We start from the raw sequence: 19,338 nt of genomic DNA, 5'->3' as shown, positions 1-19,338 counted from the left end.
GCAGAAAAACATCAGCCTTTGCATTTGCAAAGGCTTTTTATCAAATGACTTTAGTAATCTAGCTTATTGTATAACATCAATATATTAACCATCTAATATCATAGGTCGTATGTCATAAAAATATACCCACCATCCAGAAAGCGATTATGCAAAATGAACTGCATGTTGTATAAATACTAAAATATTAATTGCGCAAGAACCTTTAATTCTAATGAAAAAATATAAGTTCATCTCAACACTCCGCTACCTTTCAATTTCAGAACCAATAGAGGGATGGATAACTTTGATGCCGGGAATTGATATTACGAATGATAAAAATCTGATTTTGAGCATTATCGATTGTGAATTTAAAGAGACAGCAGGAGTGATTGAGTACGAACATTTCATTCATGCCGATAATATTATTTACTGTGACATTGATGATACCGTTTTTGATAAAGGTGAAGATAGCCACAAAGCTTTATTCATTTGGTTATTTTGGTTAAAAATGCTTTTAAATGATCTATGGTTTATAAAAGACAATGCCGTCATTTGCGAGGCCGCATTTTGTAAGCTAACAGATTCAAAACATAGTGCTTGGACTCGGAATAATTTAACTAGTCCTGCATTTATGAATTCCGGAAAGTCATTTACGAATATTGAAATGACTATTGAAGACTTAAAAAAATGGAATGAAAAAAGTGATCAAATTCAATCATATTTATGTAACTCAAAGTCTACTTTTAAAGATTCATTTACCAATATGCATTTTTCACGTATTGGGCGAAGTATGAGGTTTATAGAAGCAGCATCTCGAGAAAGTCATCCTGCGGTTAAATTGGCTCATTATTGCAGTGCTTTCGAAAGTCTTTTCTCTACCGACAGTTCAGAGCTAACCCATAAATTATCTGAGCGTGTAGAGTTATTCCTTAAAGATTTTGGTTTCGACCCCATTGAGGTATTTGATGATTTGAAATCATTTTACGGTATTAGATCAAAAGTCATACATGGTGATAGTTTAAAAACCAATAAAGAATTATTTTTATCCGATATGAGTCAGAAGTGTGATAACTATTTACGATGTATACTTAACATTATTTTTAGCGATGATAAGTTACTAGCTCTGTTTGATGGTAAGAAAGATTATTTTGAAAAATTCTTCAAAAACAAATTATTTATGATGACATAACCCCATAAAAACCCGATTAATAAAAAAGACAAAGCCTTTTTTCATTACAGCTTAATTCACAGCCCGAAGGAAGTTAGTCATTCGTTCAATGTTTAAGTTATCCCATTCGTACTTATGAGTAGCCCGATATTTTTATTCGTTCTCCAGCAATACTCAACCCAATCTACGGGGCTCAAATTCACTGCAAGCAGCTGAAAGCTTACCGCTATAGCTTATAGCTTCTTTAAAAACAAAAAGCCCCAGCTAATGCCGGGGCTTTTTATAAAACAGACTTAATTAAAAATTAAGCTTGTTTTGGACTAGAAATAACGTCTACTAATGTCCAAGACTTAGTCTTAGAGATTGGAGCGCATTCACGGATAGTAACAACGTCACCCGCTTTTGCTGTGTTATTTTCGTCATGTACGTGTAATTTAGTCGTACGTTTGATGAATTTCCCATAGATTGGGTGCTTCACGTAACGTGCGATAGCGATAGTGAAAGATTTTTCCATCTTGTCGCTGATTACAGTGCCTTGAAGAGTACGAATTTTATCACTCATTATTGACCTGCCTTCTGGTTAATAACTGTTTTTACACGCGCGATATCGCGACGTACTGTTCTTAGCGTGTGAGTTTGAGCTAACTGACCAGTGCTTGCTTGCATGCGCAGGTTAAACTGCTCACGAAGAAGACCTAGAAGTTCAGCATTAAGCTCTTCTACGCTTTTATCTTTTAGTTCGCTTGCTTTCATCACATTACCGTCCGAGTTACGAAAGTTGTTTTGAATGGCAGTTTACGAGCAGCAAGGTCGAATGCTTCACGAGCAAGCTCTTCAGAAACACCTTCCATTTCGTAAAGTACTTTACCAGGCTGAATTTCAGCAACCCAATATTCAACAGAACCTTTACCTTTACCCATACGAACTTCAAGAGGCTTTTCTGTGATCGGTTTGTCAGGGAAGACACGGATCCAGATTTTACCTTGACGTTTCACGTGACGTGTCATGGCACGACGAGCTGCTTCGATTTGACGAGCAGTCATGCGGCCACGGCCAGTAGCTTTCAAACCGAAAGTACCGAAGCTTACTTTGTTACCGTTTTGCGCTAAACCACGGTTGCGGCCTTTGTGCATTTTACGGAATTTTGTACGTTTTGGCTGTAACATTACTCGCTACCTCTACTTAGCACTTTTTTTGGCTTTCTTTGGTGCGCGTTTAGCTGGCTTCTCTTGCTCTTGTACTAGTGGTAAACCACCAATAACTTCGCCTTTGAAGATCCAAACTTTAACACCAATGATACCATAAGTGGTTAAGGCTTCAGAAGTTGCGTAGTCGATATCAGCACGAAGAGTATGTAGAGGTACACGACCTTCACGATACCATTCTGAACGTGCGATTTCTGCGCCGCCAAGACGACCGCTAACTTCAACTTTGATCCCTTTAGAACCGATGCGCATTGCATTTTGTACCGAACGCTTCATAGCGCGACGGAACATAACACGACGCTCTAGTTGAGAGGCAATGCCGTCTGCTACTAGTTGTGCATCTAGTTCTGGTTTACGTACTTCAGAAATATTGATCTGAGCAGGTACACCAGCAATCTTAGTTACCGCTTGACGTAATTTTTCTACGTCTTCGCCTTTTTTACCGATAACAACACCCGGACGAGCCGTGTGAATTGTTACGCGGATTGATTTTGCTGGACGCTCAATAACGATTTTAGACACAGAAGCCGCTTTCAATTCCTTAGTAAGGAATGTACGTACTTTGTGATCGCCAAAAAGCTGTGCAGAGAAATCTTTTGAACTCGCGTACCAGGTAGAAACCCAAGGTTTAGATATACCTAGGCGAATACCAGTAGGATGAACTTTTTGTCCCATTACTTATACTCCTAGCTATCTGAAACCACAACAGTGATGTGGCTTGTACGCTTAAGGATGCGGTCTGCGCGTCCTTTAGCACGTGGCATAATACGTTTCATTGTTGGACCATCGTCCACAAAGATCGTTGTTACACGTAGCTCATCAATGTCAGCACCTTCGTTATGCTCTGCGTTAGCAATAGCAGACTCAAGTACTTTCTTAACTAATACAGCCGCTTTCTTAGGGCTGTACGCCAGGATTTCTAGTGCGCGATCGACAGGTAACCCGCGGATCTGATCTGCAACTAGACGTGCTTTTTGCGCCGAACCAGAGGCGAATTTATGTTTAGCTAATGCTTGCATTTATCATTCCCCTCTTAACGTTTCTTCGCTTTCTTATCCGCAGCGTGGCCACGGTAAGTGCGAGTTGGTGCAAATTCACCTAGTTTGTGACCGATCATTTCGTCAGAAACGAAAACTGGTACATGCTGGCGACCATTATGGACAGCAATGGTCAATCCGATCATGTTAGGTATGATCATTGAACGACGGCTCCAAGTTTTAATTGGCTTCTTGTCACCGCTTTCCAAAGCTTTCTCTACCTTCTTCAGCAAGTGTAGGTCTATAAAAGGACCCTTCTTGAGAGAGCGTGGCATGGCTATTCCTCAATATTACTTAGTACGACGACGTACTATAAATTTATCCGTACGCTTGTTCTTACGCGTCTTAGCACCTTTAGTCGGCTTACCCCATGGAGACACAGGATGACGACCACCAGATGTACGACCTTCACCACCACCGTGTGGGTGATCAACCGGGTTCATGGCAACACCACGAACTGTCGGACGAATACCACGCCAGCGATTTGCACCTGCTTTACCAAGTGAACGAAGCATATGCTCAGCATTGCCTACTTCACCTAGCGTCGCACGACAATCTGATTCAACTTTACGAACTTCGCCTGAACGAAGACGTAATGTTACATACTGACCATCACGAGCAAGGATTTGAACGTATGCACCAGCAGAACGTGCGATTTGAGCACCTTTACCTGGTTTTAATTCTACGTTGTGAACAGTCGAACCTACAGGCATATTGCGCATAGGTAATGCATTACCAGGCTTGATTGGTGCATCAACACCAGACTGGATTGCATCACCAGCTTTTAAGCCTTTTGGTGCGATAATGTAACGACGCTCACCGTCTGCATATAATACAAGTGCGATGTTTGCGCTACGATTTGGATCATATTCTAAACGCTCAACAGTGGCTGGAATGCCATCTTTAGTACGTTTAAAATCGATTAAACGGTAATGCTGCTTATGACCACCACCGATATGACGAACCGTAATACGACCATTGTTATTACGACCACCTGATTTAGAGTTTTTCTCTAATAGTGGTGCGTATGGCTTGCCCTTATGTAGATCTGGGTTTACCACTTTAACTAGGTGACGACGACCCGCAGAAGTTGGCTTACACTTTTGAAGTGCCATAATTCTAACTCCCCTTATTACTCGGCGCCGCCGACAAAGTCTAGTTCGCTGCCTTCTTTAAGAGTAACGTAAGCTTTTTTCCAGTCGCTACGACGACCGAAACGTGCGCCAGTACGTTTTGTTTTACCCTTAACATTAAGTGTGCGAACACCAGTTACTTCCACTTCAAAAAGCTTCTCTACAGCTGCTTTAACTTCAGCTTTAGTTGCGTCATTTACTACTTTGAAAACGATAGTGTTGTTTTCTTCAGCAGCAATAGTGCTTTTTTCAGAGATATGTGGAGCAAGGATCACTTTTAAAAGACGTTCTTCACGAATCATGCTAGCGTCTCCTCAAGTTGCTTAACAGCAGCTGCTGTAATAAGTACCTTATCGAAAGCGATTAAGCTTACAGGGTCGATACCAGCTACATCACGCGTGTCAACCTTGTACAGGTTACGTGCCGATAAAAATAGATTCTCATCTACTTCTTCAGTTACGATTAGAACATCTTTAAGCTCAAGTTCTTTAAGCTTAGCAACTAGTTCTTTAGTTTTTGGTGCTGCTAGAGCAAAACTTTCAACAACGATTAAACGCTCTTGACGAACTAATTCAGATAAAATGCTTTTGATCGCACCGCGGTACATTTTACGGTTTACTTTTTGGCTGTGGTCTTGTGGTTTAGCTGCGAAGCTAACGCCACCTGAACGCCAAATTGGACTACGGATTGTACCAGCACGTGCACGGCCAGTACCTTTTTGAGCCCATGGTTTTTTACCACCACCGCTTACTTCAGAACGTGTCTTCTGAGCACGAGTACCTTGACGAGCACCTGCTGCGTATGCAACAACTACTTGATGTACTAATGCTTCGTTAAACTCACGTCCAAAAGTAGCTTCAGAAACTTCAAGACCGCCAGAAGCGTCTTTAATTGCTAATTCCATCACTAAATCTCCAGGACTTATGCTTTAACAGCAGGTTTAACGATAACGTCACCGCCGATAGCGCCAGGTACTGCACCTTTAACTAAAAGCAAGTTACGCTCAGCGTCAACGCGTACTAGTTCTAAGTTTTGAGTCGTTACACGCTCAGCACCCATATGACCGGCCATTTTCTTACCTTTAAACACCTTACCAGGTGATTGGTTTTGACCGATTGAACCAGGAGCACGGTGAGATAGAGAGTTACCATGTGTAGCGTCTTGCATGCTGAAATTCCAGCGCTTAACACCACCTTGGAAACCTTTACCTTTAGAAGTACCGGTTACGTCAACTTTGTTGATTTCGTTGAATAATTCAACAGTAAGCTCAGCGCCTACTTCAAAATCGCCTTCACCACCATTTAGGCGGAATTCCCACAGACCGCGACCCGCTTCAACACCAGCTTTAGCGAAGTGACCCGCTGTTGCTTTGTTTACACGGCTTGCTTTTTTAGTGCCTGCGGTTACTTGAAGCGCGTTATAACCGTCTGTTGCGTCAGATTTGATCTGAGCAATGCGGTTAGGTGTCGCTTCAATAACTGTCACAGGGATAGATACACCATCTTCAGTGAAGATACGTGTCATACCCACTTTACGACCGACTAGACCTAATGCCATTTTCCTAAAACCTCTCTAATCTTTCGATTAACCCAGGCTGATTTGAACATCAACACCAGCAGCAAGATCTAAACGCATAAGTGCGTCAACAGTCTTGTCAGTTGGTTCTACGATGTCGATCAGACGTTTATGGGTGCGGATCTCGTACTGATCACGCGCATCTTTATTAACGTGCGGTGATGTAAGTACAGTAAAACGTTCAAAGCGTGTAGGTAGTGGAATTGGACCACGTACTTGTGCGCCAGTGCGTTTCGCAGTTTCCACGATTTCCGCCGTTGATTGGTCAATCAAACGGTGGTCAAAAGCTTTTAGGCGAATACGAATGCGTTGATTTGACATTCTTAAACCTCAATATAAAGAGCATTTAAAAGAGCATAAAAAAACGACCGAAACAATCTTAAAAACATAAGATGCCGGTTGTTGATTTATATCTACGTTGAGTTCCAAATCGGAACTCCTGTTTTATTAGCTTGAAATCCAAGCTTAATGTTCCTTCCAAGTTCCCGGGGGAATTTTGAAAGCCTGCGTATTATAGTGATATTGGTGATAAATGCAACAACTATTTCAAACTACCAGAATGAGGATTATTTATACTGTAAAAAAGGGTTGTCACTATGTCGTCATTACTGGGAATTTACTATAGTTAGGAAGCCATGCAATCGTACTTGGCACTAATGATAATGGTCAGTCCAGTTTTTAATTGTTATTATTCATCCTTATTTTGCTTTTATCTCTTAATCCTTAACCTTGGTGAGTTGATGCGTATTTTTAATTATTGCTTGAATTTTGTGTCTATGGTGATGAATCGCCTATTTGTGAAAAGCAAAGTACTGCCCGAGAACCCAATTGAACAATACGGTCTTAATCCCGCCTACCCTACTTTTTATATAGTTAAACTTAATGCTCGCTCAGATTTAGCGGCTCTTGACCGAGTTTGTAAAAAGTACAACCTGCCCAGACCAACTGAACAACAGCTGTTGGGTAATGCAGAGTTAGACCGCTTTATTGGCCTACAAAATCCACCACCACTGTTTGGCAGCCAAGCGAAGCCAACTGACGCGCTAAACCAGGGTAAACAAATAATTGCTCAACTATTTACCAGTGGCGAAAAAAACGTGCAAGTCATTCCGGTCACTATTTTATGGGGTCGTAATCCAGGTAAAGAAAAACCAGGTTTAGGTACGCTGGTTTCGCACTCACTTACACCTAGCTGGTTTCGTAAGTTTTTTGTATTACTGTTTTCAGGGCGTGATAACTTTATACGCTTTAGTCAACCGTTGGATTTATCGTTATTAGTAAATGAAAAAGCCGATGTTGATGAGTTACCTCATAAATTACTTCGCGTCGCTAGGGTGCATTTTCGTCGTCAAAAATTGGCGGCAACGGGCCCTAAAATGCCCTCACGCGAGCAACTATTTAATTCATTGTTAGCATCACCGACTATAAAAAAAGCAATTAACGATGAAGCAAAAAGCAAAAAAATCAGCCATGAGCAAGCACGGCAAAATGCGTTAAAGCTATTAGATGAGATTGCTGCTAACTACAGTGATGCCAACATACGTGTTGCAGATCGTGTATTAACCTGGCTATGGAACAAGCTCTATAACGGCATTGATATAAAATACACCGAACAAATCCATGATCTAACCAATAAAGGTCATGAAATTATTTATATGCCGTGTCATCGCAGCCACATGGATTACTTATTACTTACCTACTCGATTTATCATCTTGGTTTAGTACCACCACATATTGCTGCTGGTATTAACTTAAACTTCTTCCCAGCAGGCGGCATATTCCGCCGCAGTGGCGCATTTTTCATCCGCCGCTCATTTGCTGGCAACAAGCTTTACTCTGCTGTATTTAAAGAGTATTTAAGTCAGTTGTTTATCAAAGGTTACTCAGTTAAGTTTTATACTGAGGGCGGACGTAGCCGTACCGGGCGTTTACTACCACCAAAAACAGGTATGTTGGCGATGACACTACAAGCTATGTTACGTGGTATTGATCGCCCTATTTCGATTGTGCCGGTGTACATTGGTTATGAACACGTCATGGAAATAAATACTTATCTGAAAGAACTCGCAGGTGATGATAAAAAAGGCGAGTCGATTTTCGGTATTTTCAAAGCCATTAAAAATCTCAAAAACTATGGCCGCGGCTATTTGAATTTTGGCGATCCGATTTCGGTTAATCAATATTTAAATGAGCATCAACCTGATTGGCGTGAATCTATTCACCCAACTGATGTTCAAAAACCACAATGGCTTGGTCCGCAAGTGGCGACTTTAGCGGATAAAGTGATGGTTAATATTAATAGTGCCGCCGCGCTTAACGCAGTTAATTTACTGGCAATGATCTTACTGGTAAATGATAAGCAAGCATTGAGCAAGCCTAAATTGTTAGCACAACTAGACTTTTACTTACATTTACAACGTAGCGCTAGTTACAGTGAAAAAATCACCACCCCAGATGAAACTTCATCACAGTTACTCGAACATGCTTTAAAGCTGAATAAATTTGACGTTATAAGCGATGAGTTTGGCGAGATTATCGCGATTAACGATAAAGAGAAAATCCTCTTTAACTACTACCGTAATAATATTCTCCATGTGTTTGCCGTACCAAGCTTACTGGCACTGCATATATTTAAAAGCCATAAAACGACAGTATCGCAGTGCCAAAAATTGGTTAACTGTTTTTACCCGATGTTTGCTAAAGAATGGTTTTTACACGAACTTGATGAAAATTATATCACCCGCATACTGGCCAGCTTTGTAGATCAAGATTTAATAGAAATAGATGGTGATAACATAAAAATCACCAACAGTAATGATTGCTTAGCCAAGCTGGAAATTCTAGGTCGTGCGCTTAGCTTAACCCTGCAACGCTACGCCATTGTGATTGGCTTTATTCAAACCAGTAAAGAAATTGAACGCGAAGAGCTTGAACGCGAAAGCCAAGTATTAGCGCAGCGCTTAGGTACCTTGCATGGTATTAAGACCCCTGAGTTTTTTGACAAAAAAGTATTGGTAGGCTTTATTAGCAACTTGCGCGAACAAAGTTTAATTAGCGAAACCGAGAATGGCTTACAGGGCAGTACTGAACTTTGTGAAGTGTATATTCACCTTAAAGCCTTGCTGCCAGCGCGAGTCTGGCAGTCAATTAGTGATATTGTGCAAGGACAATGTAAGCAAAAATAACTGCAAGCGGCATATTAACGCTGACGCATTACACCTTCTTGGATCGTTGAGGCAACTAAATTGCCTTGACGGTCAAAGAACTGACCACGCACCAACCCCCGCCCTGAGCTCGCACTTGGGCTATCAATGGTATATAAAATCCAATCATCCATTCGAAACGGACGATGAAACCACATCGCATGGTCAATTGTTGCTACTTGCATGTTTGGCTGCATAAACGAGACACCATGGGACTGTAGAGCCGTTGGTAAAAATTCAAAGTCAGACGCATATGCCAATAAATAGTTATGAATACGTTGATCATCTGGCATCTCGCCATTGGCTTTGAACCAAATATGTTTAACCGGCTCCATTACTTCTGGCTTAAATGGGTTATGAAAGGTGACCGGACGCATTTCAATCGGCATTTCGCGAATAAACTTATTGCGGATCACCTCAGGTATATGAGATGCATGCTCTTGATAAAACTCCAGTGATGAGCGCAGCTCCTCAGGAGCTGGTACATCCGGCATTGTAGCTTGATGCGACAAGCCATCTTCAGCACCTTGAAATGATGCCGTCATATAAAAAATAGGTTTTCCATATTGAATAGCACTAACTCGGCGAGTACTAAAGCTCTTACCATCACGGATCGTTTCAACATCGTACACAATTGGCTTTGCAGCATCACCAGGGCGTAAAAAATAAGAATGCAGTGAATGAACAATACGGCCTTCCGGTAAGGTTTCTTTAGCTGCAGACAGTGCTTGGCCCATGACTTGACCACCAAATACCGCACGAAAACCCAAATCTTGGCTTTGCCCTCGATACAAGCCCTGCTCTATTTCTTCTAACGTTAATAACGACAATAAATCATCTAAAACTTGGCTCATAGTTGCTCCTCAATCCCATTTAGATTTTAATGATACTATAGACAAGTATGATGTAAATATTTCAAGGATCCTAGTTATGGCGTATTGGTTATTTAAAACTGAACCCGATGCATTTTCAATCGACGATTTAAAAAGCGCCCCTGCACAAACCACTGCATGGGAAGGTGTGCGCAACTACCAAGCCCGTAATTTTATGCGCGATGGCGTAAAGCTCGGCGATTTAGTAATGATTTACCATTCTAGCTGTAAACACGTCGGCGTTGCAGGTATCGCAATAGTGACTACTGAAGCCTACCCAGATCCTTGCCAGTTTGATTTAAGCAGTGATTATTACGATCCTAAATCAACCAGTGATAAACCGAGATGGGTTGTGGTTGATGTAACCTATCAGCAGCATTTAAATAAATTAGTCAGCTTAAAAGCGATTAAAGAAAACGACGCCATCACCGAAATAGCTCTAAAAAAAGGCGGTCGATTATCGGTAATGCCAGTGACTAAAGCGGATTGGCAAGCAATTATAAAAATGGCAGAGTAACAACAATAATTTGCTGCTAATACATCACGTTTTCCTTCTTTTTCCAAATTTGCTAAAATAGGTGGCTTGTTTTAGTTAGGGGGTTAGATGAAATTACTGTATTGGTTAGATGAGTGGTTAACTCTACCTCAAGATGAACAGCAAACCAGATTACCTATCTCTGGAGGCGATTTACTTGGCGATGTTTTTGTTAAGTATCACTTTATTGATATAAATAAGCCTTTATTGTTCACCTTTTCTCCTGCAGGTACTAATTACCAAGAGCATGATCTCAATGATGATTTTAGCCCTTGGGGATTTCAACTAGCGCAAAAACAACATGTGAATGTTATTTCTTTTCAGCACTTAGGAATAAGTAATTGGTTTAGACACCGTAATTTACTGTTTTTCCTCGAGCAACTCGCTCCCTTGCTAACACCCTTTACCCAGCGATTAGGCTACGGCTTAAGCCGAGGTGGCTTTGCTGTGGGTGCATTTGCTAATTTACTAAAGCTAGATAAGGTACTGTTATTTCACCCTGTTAGCACCAAAAATAAAGCACTTGCTCCTTGGGATGACCGCTCAAGTACGGATATAGCACAACAATTCGATTGGGAGCAAGATTACCACGATCTCGATTTAGGCAATGCTAAAGGCTATATAATTTACGACCCGACCAATCGTATTGACCGTGGCCATGCTAAGCGCTATTCGCAACTAACCCACTTACGCGTGTTTGGTATGGGTCATAGTACCCATGCCACCTACCTAAATAAATTTGGCTTTTATAAACAAGTGGCCGTCGACTTTATTAGCCATCAACAAGTCGATATTGCGCAATTTCGCCTACAAACCAAAATCCTGCGCTTTAAAGAAGACTATTATAGAAGGCTCAACAAGGCGAATGCTAAATCGGCACACCGCCAAGTATTATTAAGTAAAGCACACAACATACTGATTGATGAAAAAGCAGCGCATGTGCAAGAGCATCAAGCCAAAATTGATATTCAACCATTGATTGATGTCGCGCTAAAGCACCAAGATGAACACCCTAAGGATGCTATTCAGCTGCTGGAAGTTGCTCAGCAACTTGCCCCTGATGATCCTTTAGTGGAGCACAAACTAAAACAGTTAAAATAAAAAGCCGTGCTTGTTTAATCAAGCACGGTTGGCAAATTTATATGTAAACTGACAACTCAATTTTAACCTTTCTTTTTCTTGGTAGTTTTCTTTTTGTGCCCGTGCTTGGGCACTATCGCAAAGTACATTATCAGTGCGAGCCATGAAAAGAAAATGATGCCGATTAACCAGCCATTTTTTTCGTGGCCTTGCGTACGTTTACTATTGAGCACAATCACTACTGGGAGTATATATGCGCTCAAAAGTAGAATTAAAAACGCCACTTCATTCATTACTTAGCAAGCCCCTGCCAATCAACTTCGCTGCTTAAAACACGATCAACCGCAATGTAATGTAAAATATCACCACTGTTAACCGGATAATCCAGTGGTGGATTTAAATCCATATTTTGCGCACTCAGGTTGTGAGCAACACCAAGTAAAATAGCATCATGGTCGTGTTTAAAATGATGAAATAATTTACCAAATTCCATTACCGCTAAATCAGCAGGAATAGCTAAACTAAACTGGGTATCACCATGCAAAGTAGATAATAATTCCTCTTGTACACGACTTGAGCCGGGGTCTTGCATTGAACGTACTAGAATTTCGGCTGACTTAGCCGTTGAACATTCCACGTTGTAACAATGTTCTAGTAGCATTTCGACTTTACTCTCATCGTTAAAGTGCGCACTAATATGGCAGTCATCTTTCACTAATTTACTAATGCGCAGGGCGGTCGTAAAAGTTTCGTCGTCGTCTTGCCCGTCAATAATAATTTTATCTGCCAGTTTAATTGCGACCCTTTCCAGCTCGCTTAAATCTGTAAAACTAGTTAAGCGCACAAAATCAACATGGGCATTAGCTAAAAACGGATGCTCCATTGACTCTGTGACCGCAAGCAAAATTCGTCGATCCAAACGCTTTTGGTCAGCGAGAATATAATCAATCATTTTTTTAGTACGAATTTGATGCCAGCCAAAAATAATAATGTGATTGTGAAAATGTGCAAAACTTTTATCACCCGTCATAGCGCGCCTAATTAAATAAGTAACTGTTTGCCCTGTTTTACCTAACAGGACACCAAATAAAGCTAAACCAAATGGAATTTGCAGTATCGCCACAATCCATCTACCCAGATCTGTAGTTGCACTAAAATCACCATATCCTACCGTTGAGGTAGTAACGATATAGTAATAAACAAAAGTGCTAATTGGCCTCAGTGCGGCTTCTTCAGCGAAGATTAACAACAACCAGATCAAGACCATATGTAATAATGTCGCAATAGCGACAGCTTGCCAACTAACCTGATCAATATGGTTTCTGACTAGTAAAAATAATCGTTTAAATATAAAAGGCATGCCCACACTTGGTTATTCAGCTATCAATTATCGATAAGTTACTGTAATGCTTAAATGAAGGCAATGGTTGAAATACTTTTGAGGATCAAGATTATTATCTAGACTGCTTTTTTAAAGTAGAACAGTGTAAGCTATACTTGAATTATTAATTATAAAGTCGAGCGTGTTATGTCAGGTGTATTAGCTTCTGTTGATCAACGAACTCAACTCGTTGGTGAAAATCGCTTAGAGTTATTATTGTTTTATTTGCACAGTCGCCACTTGTTTGCTCTTAATGTCTTTAAAGTTAAAGAAGTAGTGAAACTGCCGCATCTTAGTATCATTCCACATGCCCATCCTAAAATATCAGGCGTGGCCAATATTCGTGGTGAATCAATCCCTGTTATTGATTTACGCCAAGCGATTTGCATGTCTGCGGCTAAGAACACTGAAGATAGTAACTTAGTGATCACTGAATACAATCGCACAGTACAAGGGTTTCTAATTGGTAAGGTTGATCAAATCGTTAATATGACATGGTCAGATATAATGCCACCGCCTTCCTCTATCGGTAAAAATCATTATCTAACTGCGCTCACTAAAATTCAACGTGATGGCCAAGAGCAGTTAGTAGAGATCATTGATGTAGAAAAAGTACTAGCAGAAATTGTTGAGTACGAAGTACAAATTTCTGATGAGGTGCTTGATCAAAGTATCGTAAACGAATTTGTTGGCCGAAAAATACTCCATGCTGACGACTCACCTACAGCACGAAAACAAGTGAGCGATACATTAACGCAGTTGGGTATTGAGATTATCCCAGCCAGTAATGGTCTTGAAGCACTCAATATGCTTAAAGCCTGGGCTGATAAAGGCATGGACGTAGAAAAAGAGTTACTGATGGTGATCACCGATGCAGAAATGCCAGCAATGGATGGTTACCGCTTAACGCACGAGATCCGTAACGATAACCGCTTAAAAAATCTGCATGTGGTACTTAACACATCCCTCAGTGGCAGCTTTAACCAAGCCATGGTCGAGAAAGTGGGTTGCAATGCGTTTTTATCTAAATTTCAACCAGACTTACTCGTAGAAGAAGTACAAACACGTTTAAAAGCGGTCCTCGCACCACAGAAATAGCACTGTATCTAAGCGTGGCTTATGCCACGCTAGTGCTTGAATTAACGTTTGTTATAATGACGAAGAAATACGCGATTTAACACCACGACTACAACTCTATTTGCCAATTAAACACTTTCGTGATTAATTGGCAATATGTAGCAATAATCAAAACACACAATCATTATGCTAAATCATGTTGCCAAACCGTTCACTAAATTAGTGGAACGTTACCTACCCGATCCATTTATTTTTGTTATTTTACTCACACTACTTACCTTTATAATTGCGTGTGTAGTGACACCTTCAAACCCACAACAAGTGCTGAGCGCGTGGGGCAGTGGTTTTTGGAACTTACTGAGTTTTGCCATGCAGATGCTGTTGGTATTACTCACCGGATATATGCTGGCAAGTACACCGATGATGAGCCGACTGCTCACGCAATTAGCAAAACTTGCCAATACTGCGCCAAAAGCTATTTTATTAGTGACTTTTGTATCATTACTCGCCAGTTGGATTAACTGGGGATTTGGCTTAGTTATTGGCGCTTTATTTGCCAAAGCCATTGCCCGCCACATACTAGTTGATTATCGCTTACTGGTTGCCAGTGCGTATTCTGGCTTTATTGTTTGGCATGGTGGCTTGGCAGGCTCAATTCCTTTAACTATCGCAACGTCAGGGCATTTTTCACAGCAAAGCATTGGTGTGATAAACACCAGCGAAACACTTTTTTCAGGATTTAATATAGCCATAGTTATTGGCTTATTTATCATTATGCCACTGGTTAATCGTTATATGTTACCCAGCGCCAAAGACAGCATTTATGTTGATAAAACGCTATTAGCAGAACCGATACCTAAACCCAACAATGTTACTCGCCCTGCCGATAAAATTGAACACAGTAAGTTATTAGGACTAGGCATTGGAGTGCTTGGGCTAGTTTATTTAGCTAATTATTTTGTGTTTAGTGGCGGCTCACTTAATTTAAACAGTGTGATTGCACTGTTTTTATTTTCTGCGATTTTACTGCATCAAACGCCGTATAATTTACTTAATAGCCTGCAGCAAGCAGTCCCCAGCGGCGCAGGGATTATTATCCAGTTTCCATTTTATGCTGGGATCATGGCAATCATGGTACAAACAGGTTTGGCGCAGCAAATATCACAAGGATTTATCGCCATCGCCAGTGCACAATCACTGCCGTTTTGGAGCTTTTTAAGCGCGGGATTAGTCAATATATTTGTGCCATCTGGCGGTGGACAATGGGCGGTACAAGCACCGATAGTGATACCCGCAGCACAAGCTCTGGGTGCAGATATGCCACGCGTGGCTATGGCGGTAGCGTGGGGTGATGCGTGGACTAACCTGATTCAACCATTTTGGGCCTTGCCAGTGCTAGCAATTGCCGGCCTAAAAGCCAAAGACATTATGGGCTTTTGTTTAGTGCAGCTAATTATAACCGGCGTGTTTATATCCTTGGTGTTGAGTTTTTATCCGTAACGCTTGCTGCAAAAATATAGCGTGAGTAACACCTCACGCTATTTAAATTTGTTAACTCGACAATATCTTCATCGGCAGGCTTAAAATTGCATTTTCAGAGTCAGCAAAATGCATCATCACAGCCACATGGCCTGCAACTACTAAAGCGTACATCACGGCCGAAAAACCTTGCCCATATTTATCTAGTGGCAGTAAATGTGAATAGTGGCGGCCGCGCCATTCAAAGGCTATTTCCAGTGCACCGATAAATAAGAAAAACACTAATAGCATTAAGCCAAAGGTGTAGCTTAGCCATAAGCCAAATAACACGCCTAAAATACAAATACTCAATCCAACCCATGAACGCATTGAGAAGCTAATACTTTTTAATACATGCCCGCCATCAAGCGGCAAGATAGGTAACAAGTTAAATAAATTCAATAATGCGCTGAGTACTGCGACCCCGGCGAATATTTCCATCTCAGTGGCGTAATAAAGCACCACCCCCATTACGGAGGTGATCAAACCAAATGCGGGCCCCATTAAAGAAATCACCACATCTTGCCAGCGGGTGGTAATTTTATCGTCGCTCACCGCAAGACCACCGACGAACGGGATCAAGTAAATGCCTTTGGTTTTAATCCCAAAATATTGCATTGCTCTGACATGGCCGTATTCGTGGATCACTAAACAGGCAATCAGCATCAAGGCAAATTCAAAGGTGAACAGCCACGCATAACCAGCCACTGAGGCGCCAGCTAACGCCACTTTAACAACTTTGGCACTTTTAAAGATCTTAAAACCAAGCGCAAATAATCCAAGCAGCCCCTGCTTAGGTTTGGTTTTTTCAATTGCTGGCAAGGTGAGCTGTTGTACAAATTGATTATTAATATGAAGTGATAAACTTTGTTCAACTACAGCACTGGTGTCTAAGCCAATTACTTGATCGTCAAGTTTAAATTCAAAATAATTTTCGCGCGGATTATCAAACCCAATCGCTTGTTGTTGCTGAAAAATTTTTACAATTTGTTGCCCTGCGAGCACTAAACTAAATTGTTGATCAGCGAGGGTCAGCTGTATTTGCATGATGTCACTTTAAACCTTAAAAATTATATCGTTAGTATACCCATTTTTTTAACGAGATTATGGAATATATTTGCAACTATAAAGCTGACACCTTCGCTATTCTCGACTACTTTTAGTTAACAAGTAAATTTTATTTCAGGGAAGAAAATGACAAAATTAGCACGCAGCATTCTGGTCGTTGATGATTCAAAAGCTATTTTAGTAGTGATGCAGGCTATCTTAAATGAGCTTAATGTGCCCAATGTAACTACGTGCTTGAATGCTCAAGACGCTCTTAATAAAGTAAAAACGAATCTATATACTTTTGACGCCGTGTTTACTGACCTGAATATGCCAGACATGGATGGCATGGAGCTTATTCGCCACCTTGGCGATATCCAATATCCAGGCGCAATTGTCATTATTTCGGAAATGAATTCAAAAATCATTGATTTGGCGGCTGATTTAGCCCGAAAAAATAATGTACATTTAATTGGTAACATCGCCAAACCAGTGCAACTCAACCAAGTTTATACACTGCTACAAAAACTAGAGTATTTAGCTTGTCATACTGAAAAACCCACAGAACCAATTTCTGAAACGCAATTGCTGCATGCAATAAGTCATAATGAGATAACGCCGTTTTATCAACCAAAAGTAAACCGTAATAGTAATAAAGTTGAAAGCATAGAAGTATTAGCCAGAATAGTGACCGCGGAACAAGGCGCAGTACTTTTACCGGAGCGATTTATTTGTGTCGCTGAAGATCTAGATTTAATTAACCTAATCACATTTCAGTTGTTTGAAAAGGCAACAGGCGATTTCTCAGAAATAAAAACTCGTTTAGGCTACAAACTTAAACTGGCTTTTAATTTGTCTCCCTGCCAGCTAGAAGATTTAAGCTGCCCAGATAAGCTGGCTTTAATTTTACATCTTAATCAATTGACCCCAAGTGAAATTATTTTAGAGATCACAGAACAGCATGCTTTATCCAGTTCAGCACAGCTAGAAACTCTAAACCGTTTGCGAATGCGTGGTTTTGGTATTTCTCTTGATGATTTTGGCACTGGGTTTACCAATGTACAACAATTAAAAACACTGCCTTTTACTGAGGTGAAAATAGATCGTACCTTGATCAGTAATATTGAAAGTGATTTATTTTCTCAGGTCATTGTTAGTAGCTTAGTGAATATAGCTATTCAAGATGACTTAACAATTGTCGCTGAAGGCATTGAGCGCGTTGAGGAGCTTGAATACTTGGAGCGTTTTAAAGAGCACATTTTAATGCAGGGCTTTTTGATCAGTCGCCCAAAAGGCAAAACTGAATTTATTCGCTGGGCGCAATCATGGCTACATATGGTTTCATTAAATAGTCATAGCCGACGTTAATTTTTTCGTTTCGCCATGGTATTCTCAGCGCTTAACAATTTATTGCTACTTTCCAAGCGCTGACGCCACATTTGCTTAGCAACTGCTTGCATATTAGCTGATTGATCATGCTCGTCTACAATTTCAAAGCCCATTAACGCTTCAATCATATCTTCGAGCGTCACAATCCCCTGCACATCACCATATTCATCTACCACTAAGCAAATATGAGTGCGCTCAGCTAACAAAGTATGTAATAAAGTAGGTACATATAAGGTCTCTGGCACAGTATAAATAGGTTTTATCAACTTGCTGATTTTATAGTTCTCGCCCAATCGATGATACGCCAACATAATATCGTTTTTATGTACAAAACCGATAATATCATCACCATTTTTATCATATACCAACACTCGAGAAAACGACGCTGAACCATGCTCAGCTAAATACTGATTTACAGTTAAATCTTTATGCACTTTAAACAAGACGGTACGCGGGGTAAGTAATGAATCTAATTTAGCGTGGCGAAAATGCAATAAACTACGGATGATTTCAGACTCTTCCTGATGCAAAGCACCTGATTGCGACCCCATATCAGCCATAGCTTCAATTTCTTGACGAATATAATACTCTTCGTTGTAATTACGGCCCAATATACCGGTGAGTTTTTCAGCAAGCCACACAAAAGGCTTTAGTGCGATGACTAAATACTGTAATGCTTGGGTCACCATAGGTGCAAGCGTTCGCCAATGCTTTGCGCCCAGAGTTTTTGGAATAATTTCTGACAGCACCAATACTAACAATGTCATTATCGCCGAAGCAATTCCCACCGCCGCATCAGAAAAAACCACCGCGGCTTGTGCCCCTACACCGGCAGCACCTGCAGTATGGGCAACCGTATTTAAGGTTAAAATAGCAGCTAAAGGCTGATCTACATTGGTTTTTAATTGCTCAAAACGTTTGGCTAGCTTAGGCTTTTTTTTACGCAATACTGCGACATAGCTTGGCGTAATACTCAATAGTACGGCTTCCATAATCGAACATAAAAAAGAAATCGTAATCGCCGCAACCATGTAAACGATTAATAATGTCACTGTTACCCCTTAGCCAGTCAGTCAATTATACCCCCTTAGGTATACACCTTACCAAGTGTAGCCCCTAACCTCAAACCTTACGCTGCT

General features: G+C 40.7%; 23 protein-coding genes. 7 read left to right on the top strand and 16 right to left on the bottom strand.

The genetic code is table 11. The features are described 5' to 3' along the window. Window positions 1-211: 211 nt before the first annotated feature. Window positions 212-1,168, top strand: a complete 957-nt coding sequence (locus H5163_RS15135) for a HEPN domain-containing protein (protein WP_182735463.1) — start codon at window positions 212-214, stop codon at window positions 1,166-1,168. A gap of 283 nt (window positions 1,169-1,451) precedes the next feature. Here H5163_RS15135 and rpsQ read toward each other — a convergent pair whose 3' ends face one another. From rpsQ to rpsJ, 11 genes are read right to left on the bottom strand one after another with little or no spacing between them, the layout of a single operon-like run. Next, window positions 1,452-1,709 carry a 30S ribosomal protein S17 gene (gene rpsQ, locus H5163_RS15130; RefSeq protein ID WP_016709053.1) on the bottom strand — a complete coding sequence of 86 codons (258 nt, stop codon included), beginning with the start codon at window positions 1,707-1,709 and terminating at the stop codon, window positions 1,452-1,454. Further along, complete coding sequence (gene rpmC / locus H5163_RS15125; protein ID WP_054552371.1) at window positions 1,709-1,900, bottom strand: 50S ribosomal protein L29; 192 nt, start codon at window positions 1,898-1,900, stop codon at window positions 1,709-1,711. Before rpmC ends, rpsQ begins: the two co-directional genes overlap by 1 nt. Beyond that, complete coding sequence (rplP, locus tag H5163_RS15120; RefSeq protein WP_002957890.1) at window positions 1,900-2,313, bottom strand: 50S ribosomal protein L16; 414 nt, start codon at window positions 2,311-2,313, stop codon at window positions 1,900-1,902. Before rplP ends, rpmC begins: the two co-directional genes overlap by 1 nt. 12 nt (window positions 2,314-2,325) lie before the next feature. Beyond that, on the bottom strand, window positions 2,326-3,027 hold the full coding sequence (gene rpsC / locus H5163_RS15115; RefSeq protein ID WP_054206128.1) for a 30S ribosomal protein S3: 702 nt from the start codon (window positions 3,025-3,027) through the stop codon (window positions 2,326-2,328). Between the two features lie 11 nt (window positions 3,028-3,038). After that, entirely contained in the window at window positions 3,039-3,371 is a 333-nt protein-coding gene (gene rplV, locus H5163_RS15110; RefSeq protein ID WP_004588690.1) for a 50S ribosomal protein L22, read from the bottom strand. 14 nt (window positions 3,372-3,385) lie between these two features. Continuing rightward, the gene (rpsS, locus tag H5163_RS15105) at window positions 3,386-3,664 is read right to left on the bottom strand and encodes a 30S ribosomal protein S19 (protein WP_010561269.1); all 279 of its coding nucleotides are present in this window, start codon (window positions 3,662-3,664) and stop codon (window positions 3,386-3,388) included. Between the two features lie 15 nt (window positions 3,665-3,679). Beyond that, window positions 3,680-4,504 carry a 50S ribosomal protein L2 gene (gene rplB, locus H5163_RS15100; protein ID WP_007376192.1) on the bottom strand — a complete coding sequence of 275 codons (825 nt, stop codon included), beginning with the start codon at window positions 4,502-4,504 and terminating at the stop codon, window positions 3,680-3,682. Between the two features lie 17 nt (window positions 4,505-4,521). Beyond that, on the bottom strand, window positions 4,522-4,824 hold the full coding sequence (gene rplW / locus H5163_RS15095) for a 50S ribosomal protein L23 (RefSeq protein WP_054206127.1): 303 nt from the start codon (window positions 4,822-4,824) through the stop codon (window positions 4,522-4,524). Continuing rightward, window positions 4,821-5,426, bottom strand: coding sequence for a 50S ribosomal protein L4 (rplD, locus tag H5163_RS15090; RefSeq protein ID WP_054206126.1), 606 nt, complete (start codon window positions 5,424-5,426; stop codon window positions 4,821-4,823). Before rplD ends, rplW begins: the two co-directional genes overlap by 4 nt. A 17-nt stretch (window positions 5,427-5,443) precedes the next feature. After that, entirely contained in the window at window positions 5,444-6,079 is a 636-nt protein-coding gene (gene rplC / locus H5163_RS15085) for a 50S ribosomal protein L3 (RefSeq protein ID WP_054206125.1), read from the bottom strand. Between the two features lie 27 nt (window positions 6,080-6,106). Then, window positions 6,107-6,418: a 30S ribosomal protein S10 gene (rpsJ, locus tag H5163_RS15080; protein ID WP_002957900.1), complete on the bottom strand. Its 312-nt coding sequence runs from the start codon at window positions 6,416-6,418 to the stop codon at window positions 6,107-6,109. 419 nt (window positions 6,419-6,837) lie between these two features. Between rpsJ and plsB the strand changes: the two genes are divergently transcribed. Then, on the top strand, window positions 6,838-9,282 hold the full coding sequence (gene plsB, locus H5163_RS15075) for a glycerol-3-phosphate 1-O-acyltransferase PlsB (protein WP_182735462.1): 2,445 nt from the start codon (window positions 6,838-6,840) through the stop codon (window positions 9,280-9,282). Window positions 9,283-9,296: 14 nt separating this feature from the next. Here the strand turns inward: plsB and tesB are convergent, their stop codons facing one another. Then, window positions 9,297-10,154: an acyl-CoA thioesterase II gene (gene tesB / locus H5163_RS15070; protein ID WP_182735461.1), complete on the bottom strand. Its 858-nt coding sequence runs from the start codon at window positions 10,152-10,154 to the stop codon at window positions 9,297-9,299. Between the two features lie 76 nt (window positions 10,155-10,230). On the opposite strand from tesB, the gene H5163_RS15065 reads away from it, so the two are divergent. Together H5163_RS15065 and H5163_RS15060 are read left to right on the top strand one after the other, a co-directional pair. Next, entirely contained in the window at window positions 10,231-10,689 is a 459-nt protein-coding gene (locus H5163_RS15065) for an EVE domain-containing protein (RefSeq protein ID WP_145237882.1), read from the top strand. A gap of 87 nt (window positions 10,690-10,776) precedes the next feature. Further along, window positions 10,777-11,808, top strand: coding sequence for a cytosolic protein (locus H5163_RS15060; protein WP_182735460.1), 1,032 nt, complete (start codon window positions 10,777-10,779; stop codon window positions 11,806-11,808). 62 nt (window positions 11,809-11,870) lie between these two features. Here H5163_RS15060 and H5163_RS21385 read toward each other — a convergent pair whose 3' ends face one another. Then, window positions 11,871-12,080, bottom strand: a complete 210-nt coding sequence (locus H5163_RS21385) for a PLDc N-terminal domain-containing protein (protein WP_145237876.1) — start codon at window positions 12,078-12,080, stop codon at window positions 11,871-11,873. Next, window positions 12,080-13,147 carry a potassium channel family protein gene (locus H5163_RS15055; protein WP_145237873.1) on the bottom strand — a complete coding sequence of 356 codons (1,068 nt, stop codon included), beginning with the start codon at window positions 13,145-13,147 and terminating at the stop codon, window positions 12,080-12,082. The genes H5163_RS21385 and H5163_RS15055 overlap by 1 nt, the downstream gene beginning before the upstream one ends. Before the next feature lie 168 nt (window positions 13,148-13,315). On the opposite strand from H5163_RS15055, the gene H5163_RS15050 reads away from it, so the two are divergent. Further along, window positions 13,316-14,266 (top strand): chemotaxis protein CheV, encoded by a 951-nt coding sequence (locus H5163_RS15050; RefSeq protein ID WP_145237870.1) that lies wholly within the window; start codon window positions 13,316-13,318, stop codon window positions 14,264-14,266. A gap of 165 nt (window positions 14,267-14,431) precedes the next feature. Next, window positions 14,432-15,745 (top strand): short-chain fatty acid transporter, encoded by a 1,314-nt coding sequence (locus tag H5163_RS15045; protein ID WP_182735459.1) that lies wholly within the window; start codon window positions 14,432-14,434, stop codon window positions 15,743-15,745. Window positions 15,746-15,796: 51 nt separating this feature from the next. Here H5163_RS15045 and H5163_RS15040 read toward each other — a convergent pair whose 3' ends face one another. Further along, complete coding sequence (locus H5163_RS15040) at window positions 15,797-16,813, bottom strand: metalloprotease (protein WP_182735464.1); 1,017 nt, start codon at window positions 16,811-16,813, stop codon at window positions 15,797-15,799. A gap of 144 nt (window positions 16,814-16,957) precedes the next feature. Here H5163_RS15040 and H5163_RS15035 point away from each other — a divergent pair, with 144 nt between their 5' ends. After that, window positions 16,958-18,178, top strand: a complete 1,221-nt coding sequence (locus H5163_RS15035) for an EAL domain-containing protein (RefSeq protein ID WP_145237856.1) — start codon at window positions 16,958-16,960, stop codon at window positions 18,176-18,178. Here H5163_RS15035 and H5163_RS15030 read toward each other — a convergent pair. Then, complete coding sequence (locus H5163_RS15030) at window positions 18,175-19,251, bottom strand: CNNM domain-containing protein (protein ID WP_145237853.1); 1,077 nt, start codon at window positions 19,249-19,251, stop codon at window positions 18,175-18,177. The two genes, H5163_RS15035 and H5163_RS15030, sit on opposite strands and share 4 nt — an antisense overlap. Window positions 19,252-19,338: the final 87 nt, after the last annotated feature.

Source organism: Pseudoalteromonas sp. SG44-8 (assembly GCF_014164125.1).
Lineage (GTDB): Bacteria > Pseudomonadota > Gammaproteobacteria > Enterobacterales > Alteromonadaceae > Pseudoalteromonas > Pseudoalteromonas rhizosphaerae.
The sequence above is the reverse complement of the archived record's forward strand: the minus strand, read 5'-3'. Positions and strand labels throughout refer to the sequence as shown.

Coding starts and splice junctions, on each gene's coding strand:
- H5163_RS15135 (WP_182735463.1), top strand. CDS start 212: ATGAAAAAATATAAGTTCATCTCAACACTCCGCTACCTTTCAATTTCA.
- rpsQ (WP_016709053.1), bottom strand. CDS start 1,709: ATGAGTGATAAAATTCGTACTCTTCAAGGCACTGTAATCAGCGACAAG.
- rpmC (WP_054552371.1), bottom strand. CDS start 1,900: ATGAAAGCAAGCGAACTAAAAGATAAAAGCGTAGAAGAGCTTAATGCT.
- rplP (WP_002957890.1), bottom strand. CDS start 2,313: ATGTTACAGCCAAAACGTACAAAATTCCGTAAAATGCACAAAGGCCGC.
- rpsC (WP_054206128.1), bottom strand. CDS start 3,027: ATGGGACAAAAAGTTCATCCTACTGGTATTCGCCTAGGTATATCTAAA.
- rplV (WP_004588690.1), bottom strand. CDS start 3,371: ATGCAAGCATTAGCTAAACATAAATTCGCCTCTGGTTCGGCGCAAAAA.
- rpsS (WP_010561269.1), bottom strand. CDS start 3,664: ATGCCACGCTCTCTCAAGAAGGGTCCTTTTATAGACCTACACTTGCTG.
- rplB (WP_007376192.1), bottom strand. CDS start 4,504: ATGGCACTTCAAAAGTGTAAGCCAACTTCTGCGGGTCGTCGTCACCTA.
- rplW (WP_054206127.1), bottom strand. CDS start 4,824: ATGATTCGTGAAGAACGTCTTTTAAAAGTGATCCTTGCTCCACATATC.
- rplD (WP_054206126.1), bottom strand. CDS start 5,426: ATGGAATTAGCAATTAAAGACGCTTCTGGCGGTCTTGAAGTTTCTGAA.
- rplC (WP_054206125.1), bottom strand. CDS start 6,079: ATGGCATTAGGTCTAGTCGGTCGTAAAGTGGGTATGACACGTATCTTC.
- rpsJ (WP_002957900.1), bottom strand. CDS start 6,418: ATGTCAAATCAACGCATTCGTATTCGCCTAAAAGCTTTTGACCACCGT.
- plsB (WP_182735462.1), top strand. CDS start 6,838: ATGCGTATTTTTAATTATTGCTTGAATTTTGTGTCTATGGTGATGAAT.
- tesB (WP_182735461.1), bottom strand. CDS start 10,154: ATGAGCCAAGTTTTAGATGATTTATTGTCGTTATTAACGTTAGAAGAA.
- H5163_RS15065 (WP_145237882.1), top strand. CDS start 10,231: ATGGCGTATTGGTTATTTAAAACTGAACCCGATGCATTTTCAATCGAC.
- H5163_RS15060 (WP_182735460.1), top strand. CDS start 10,777: ATGAAATTACTGTATTGGTTAGATGAGTGGTTAACTCTACCTCAAGAT.
- H5163_RS21385 (WP_145237876.1), bottom strand. CDS start 12,080: ATGAATGAAGTGGCGTTTTTAATTCTACTTTTGAGCGCATATATACTC.
- H5163_RS15055 (WP_145237873.1), bottom strand. CDS start 13,147: ATGCCTTTTATATTTAAACGATTATTTTTACTAGTCAGAAACCATATT.
- H5163_RS15050 (WP_145237870.1), top strand. CDS start 13,316: ATGTCAGGTGTATTAGCTTCTGTTGATCAACGAACTCAACTCGTTGGT.
- H5163_RS15045 (WP_182735459.1), top strand. CDS start 14,432: ATGCTAAATCATGTTGCCAAACCGTTCACTAAATTAGTGGAACGTTAC.
- H5163_RS15035 (WP_145237856.1), top strand. CDS start 16,958: ATGACAAAATTAGCACGCAGCATTCTGGTCGTTGATGATTCAAAAGCT.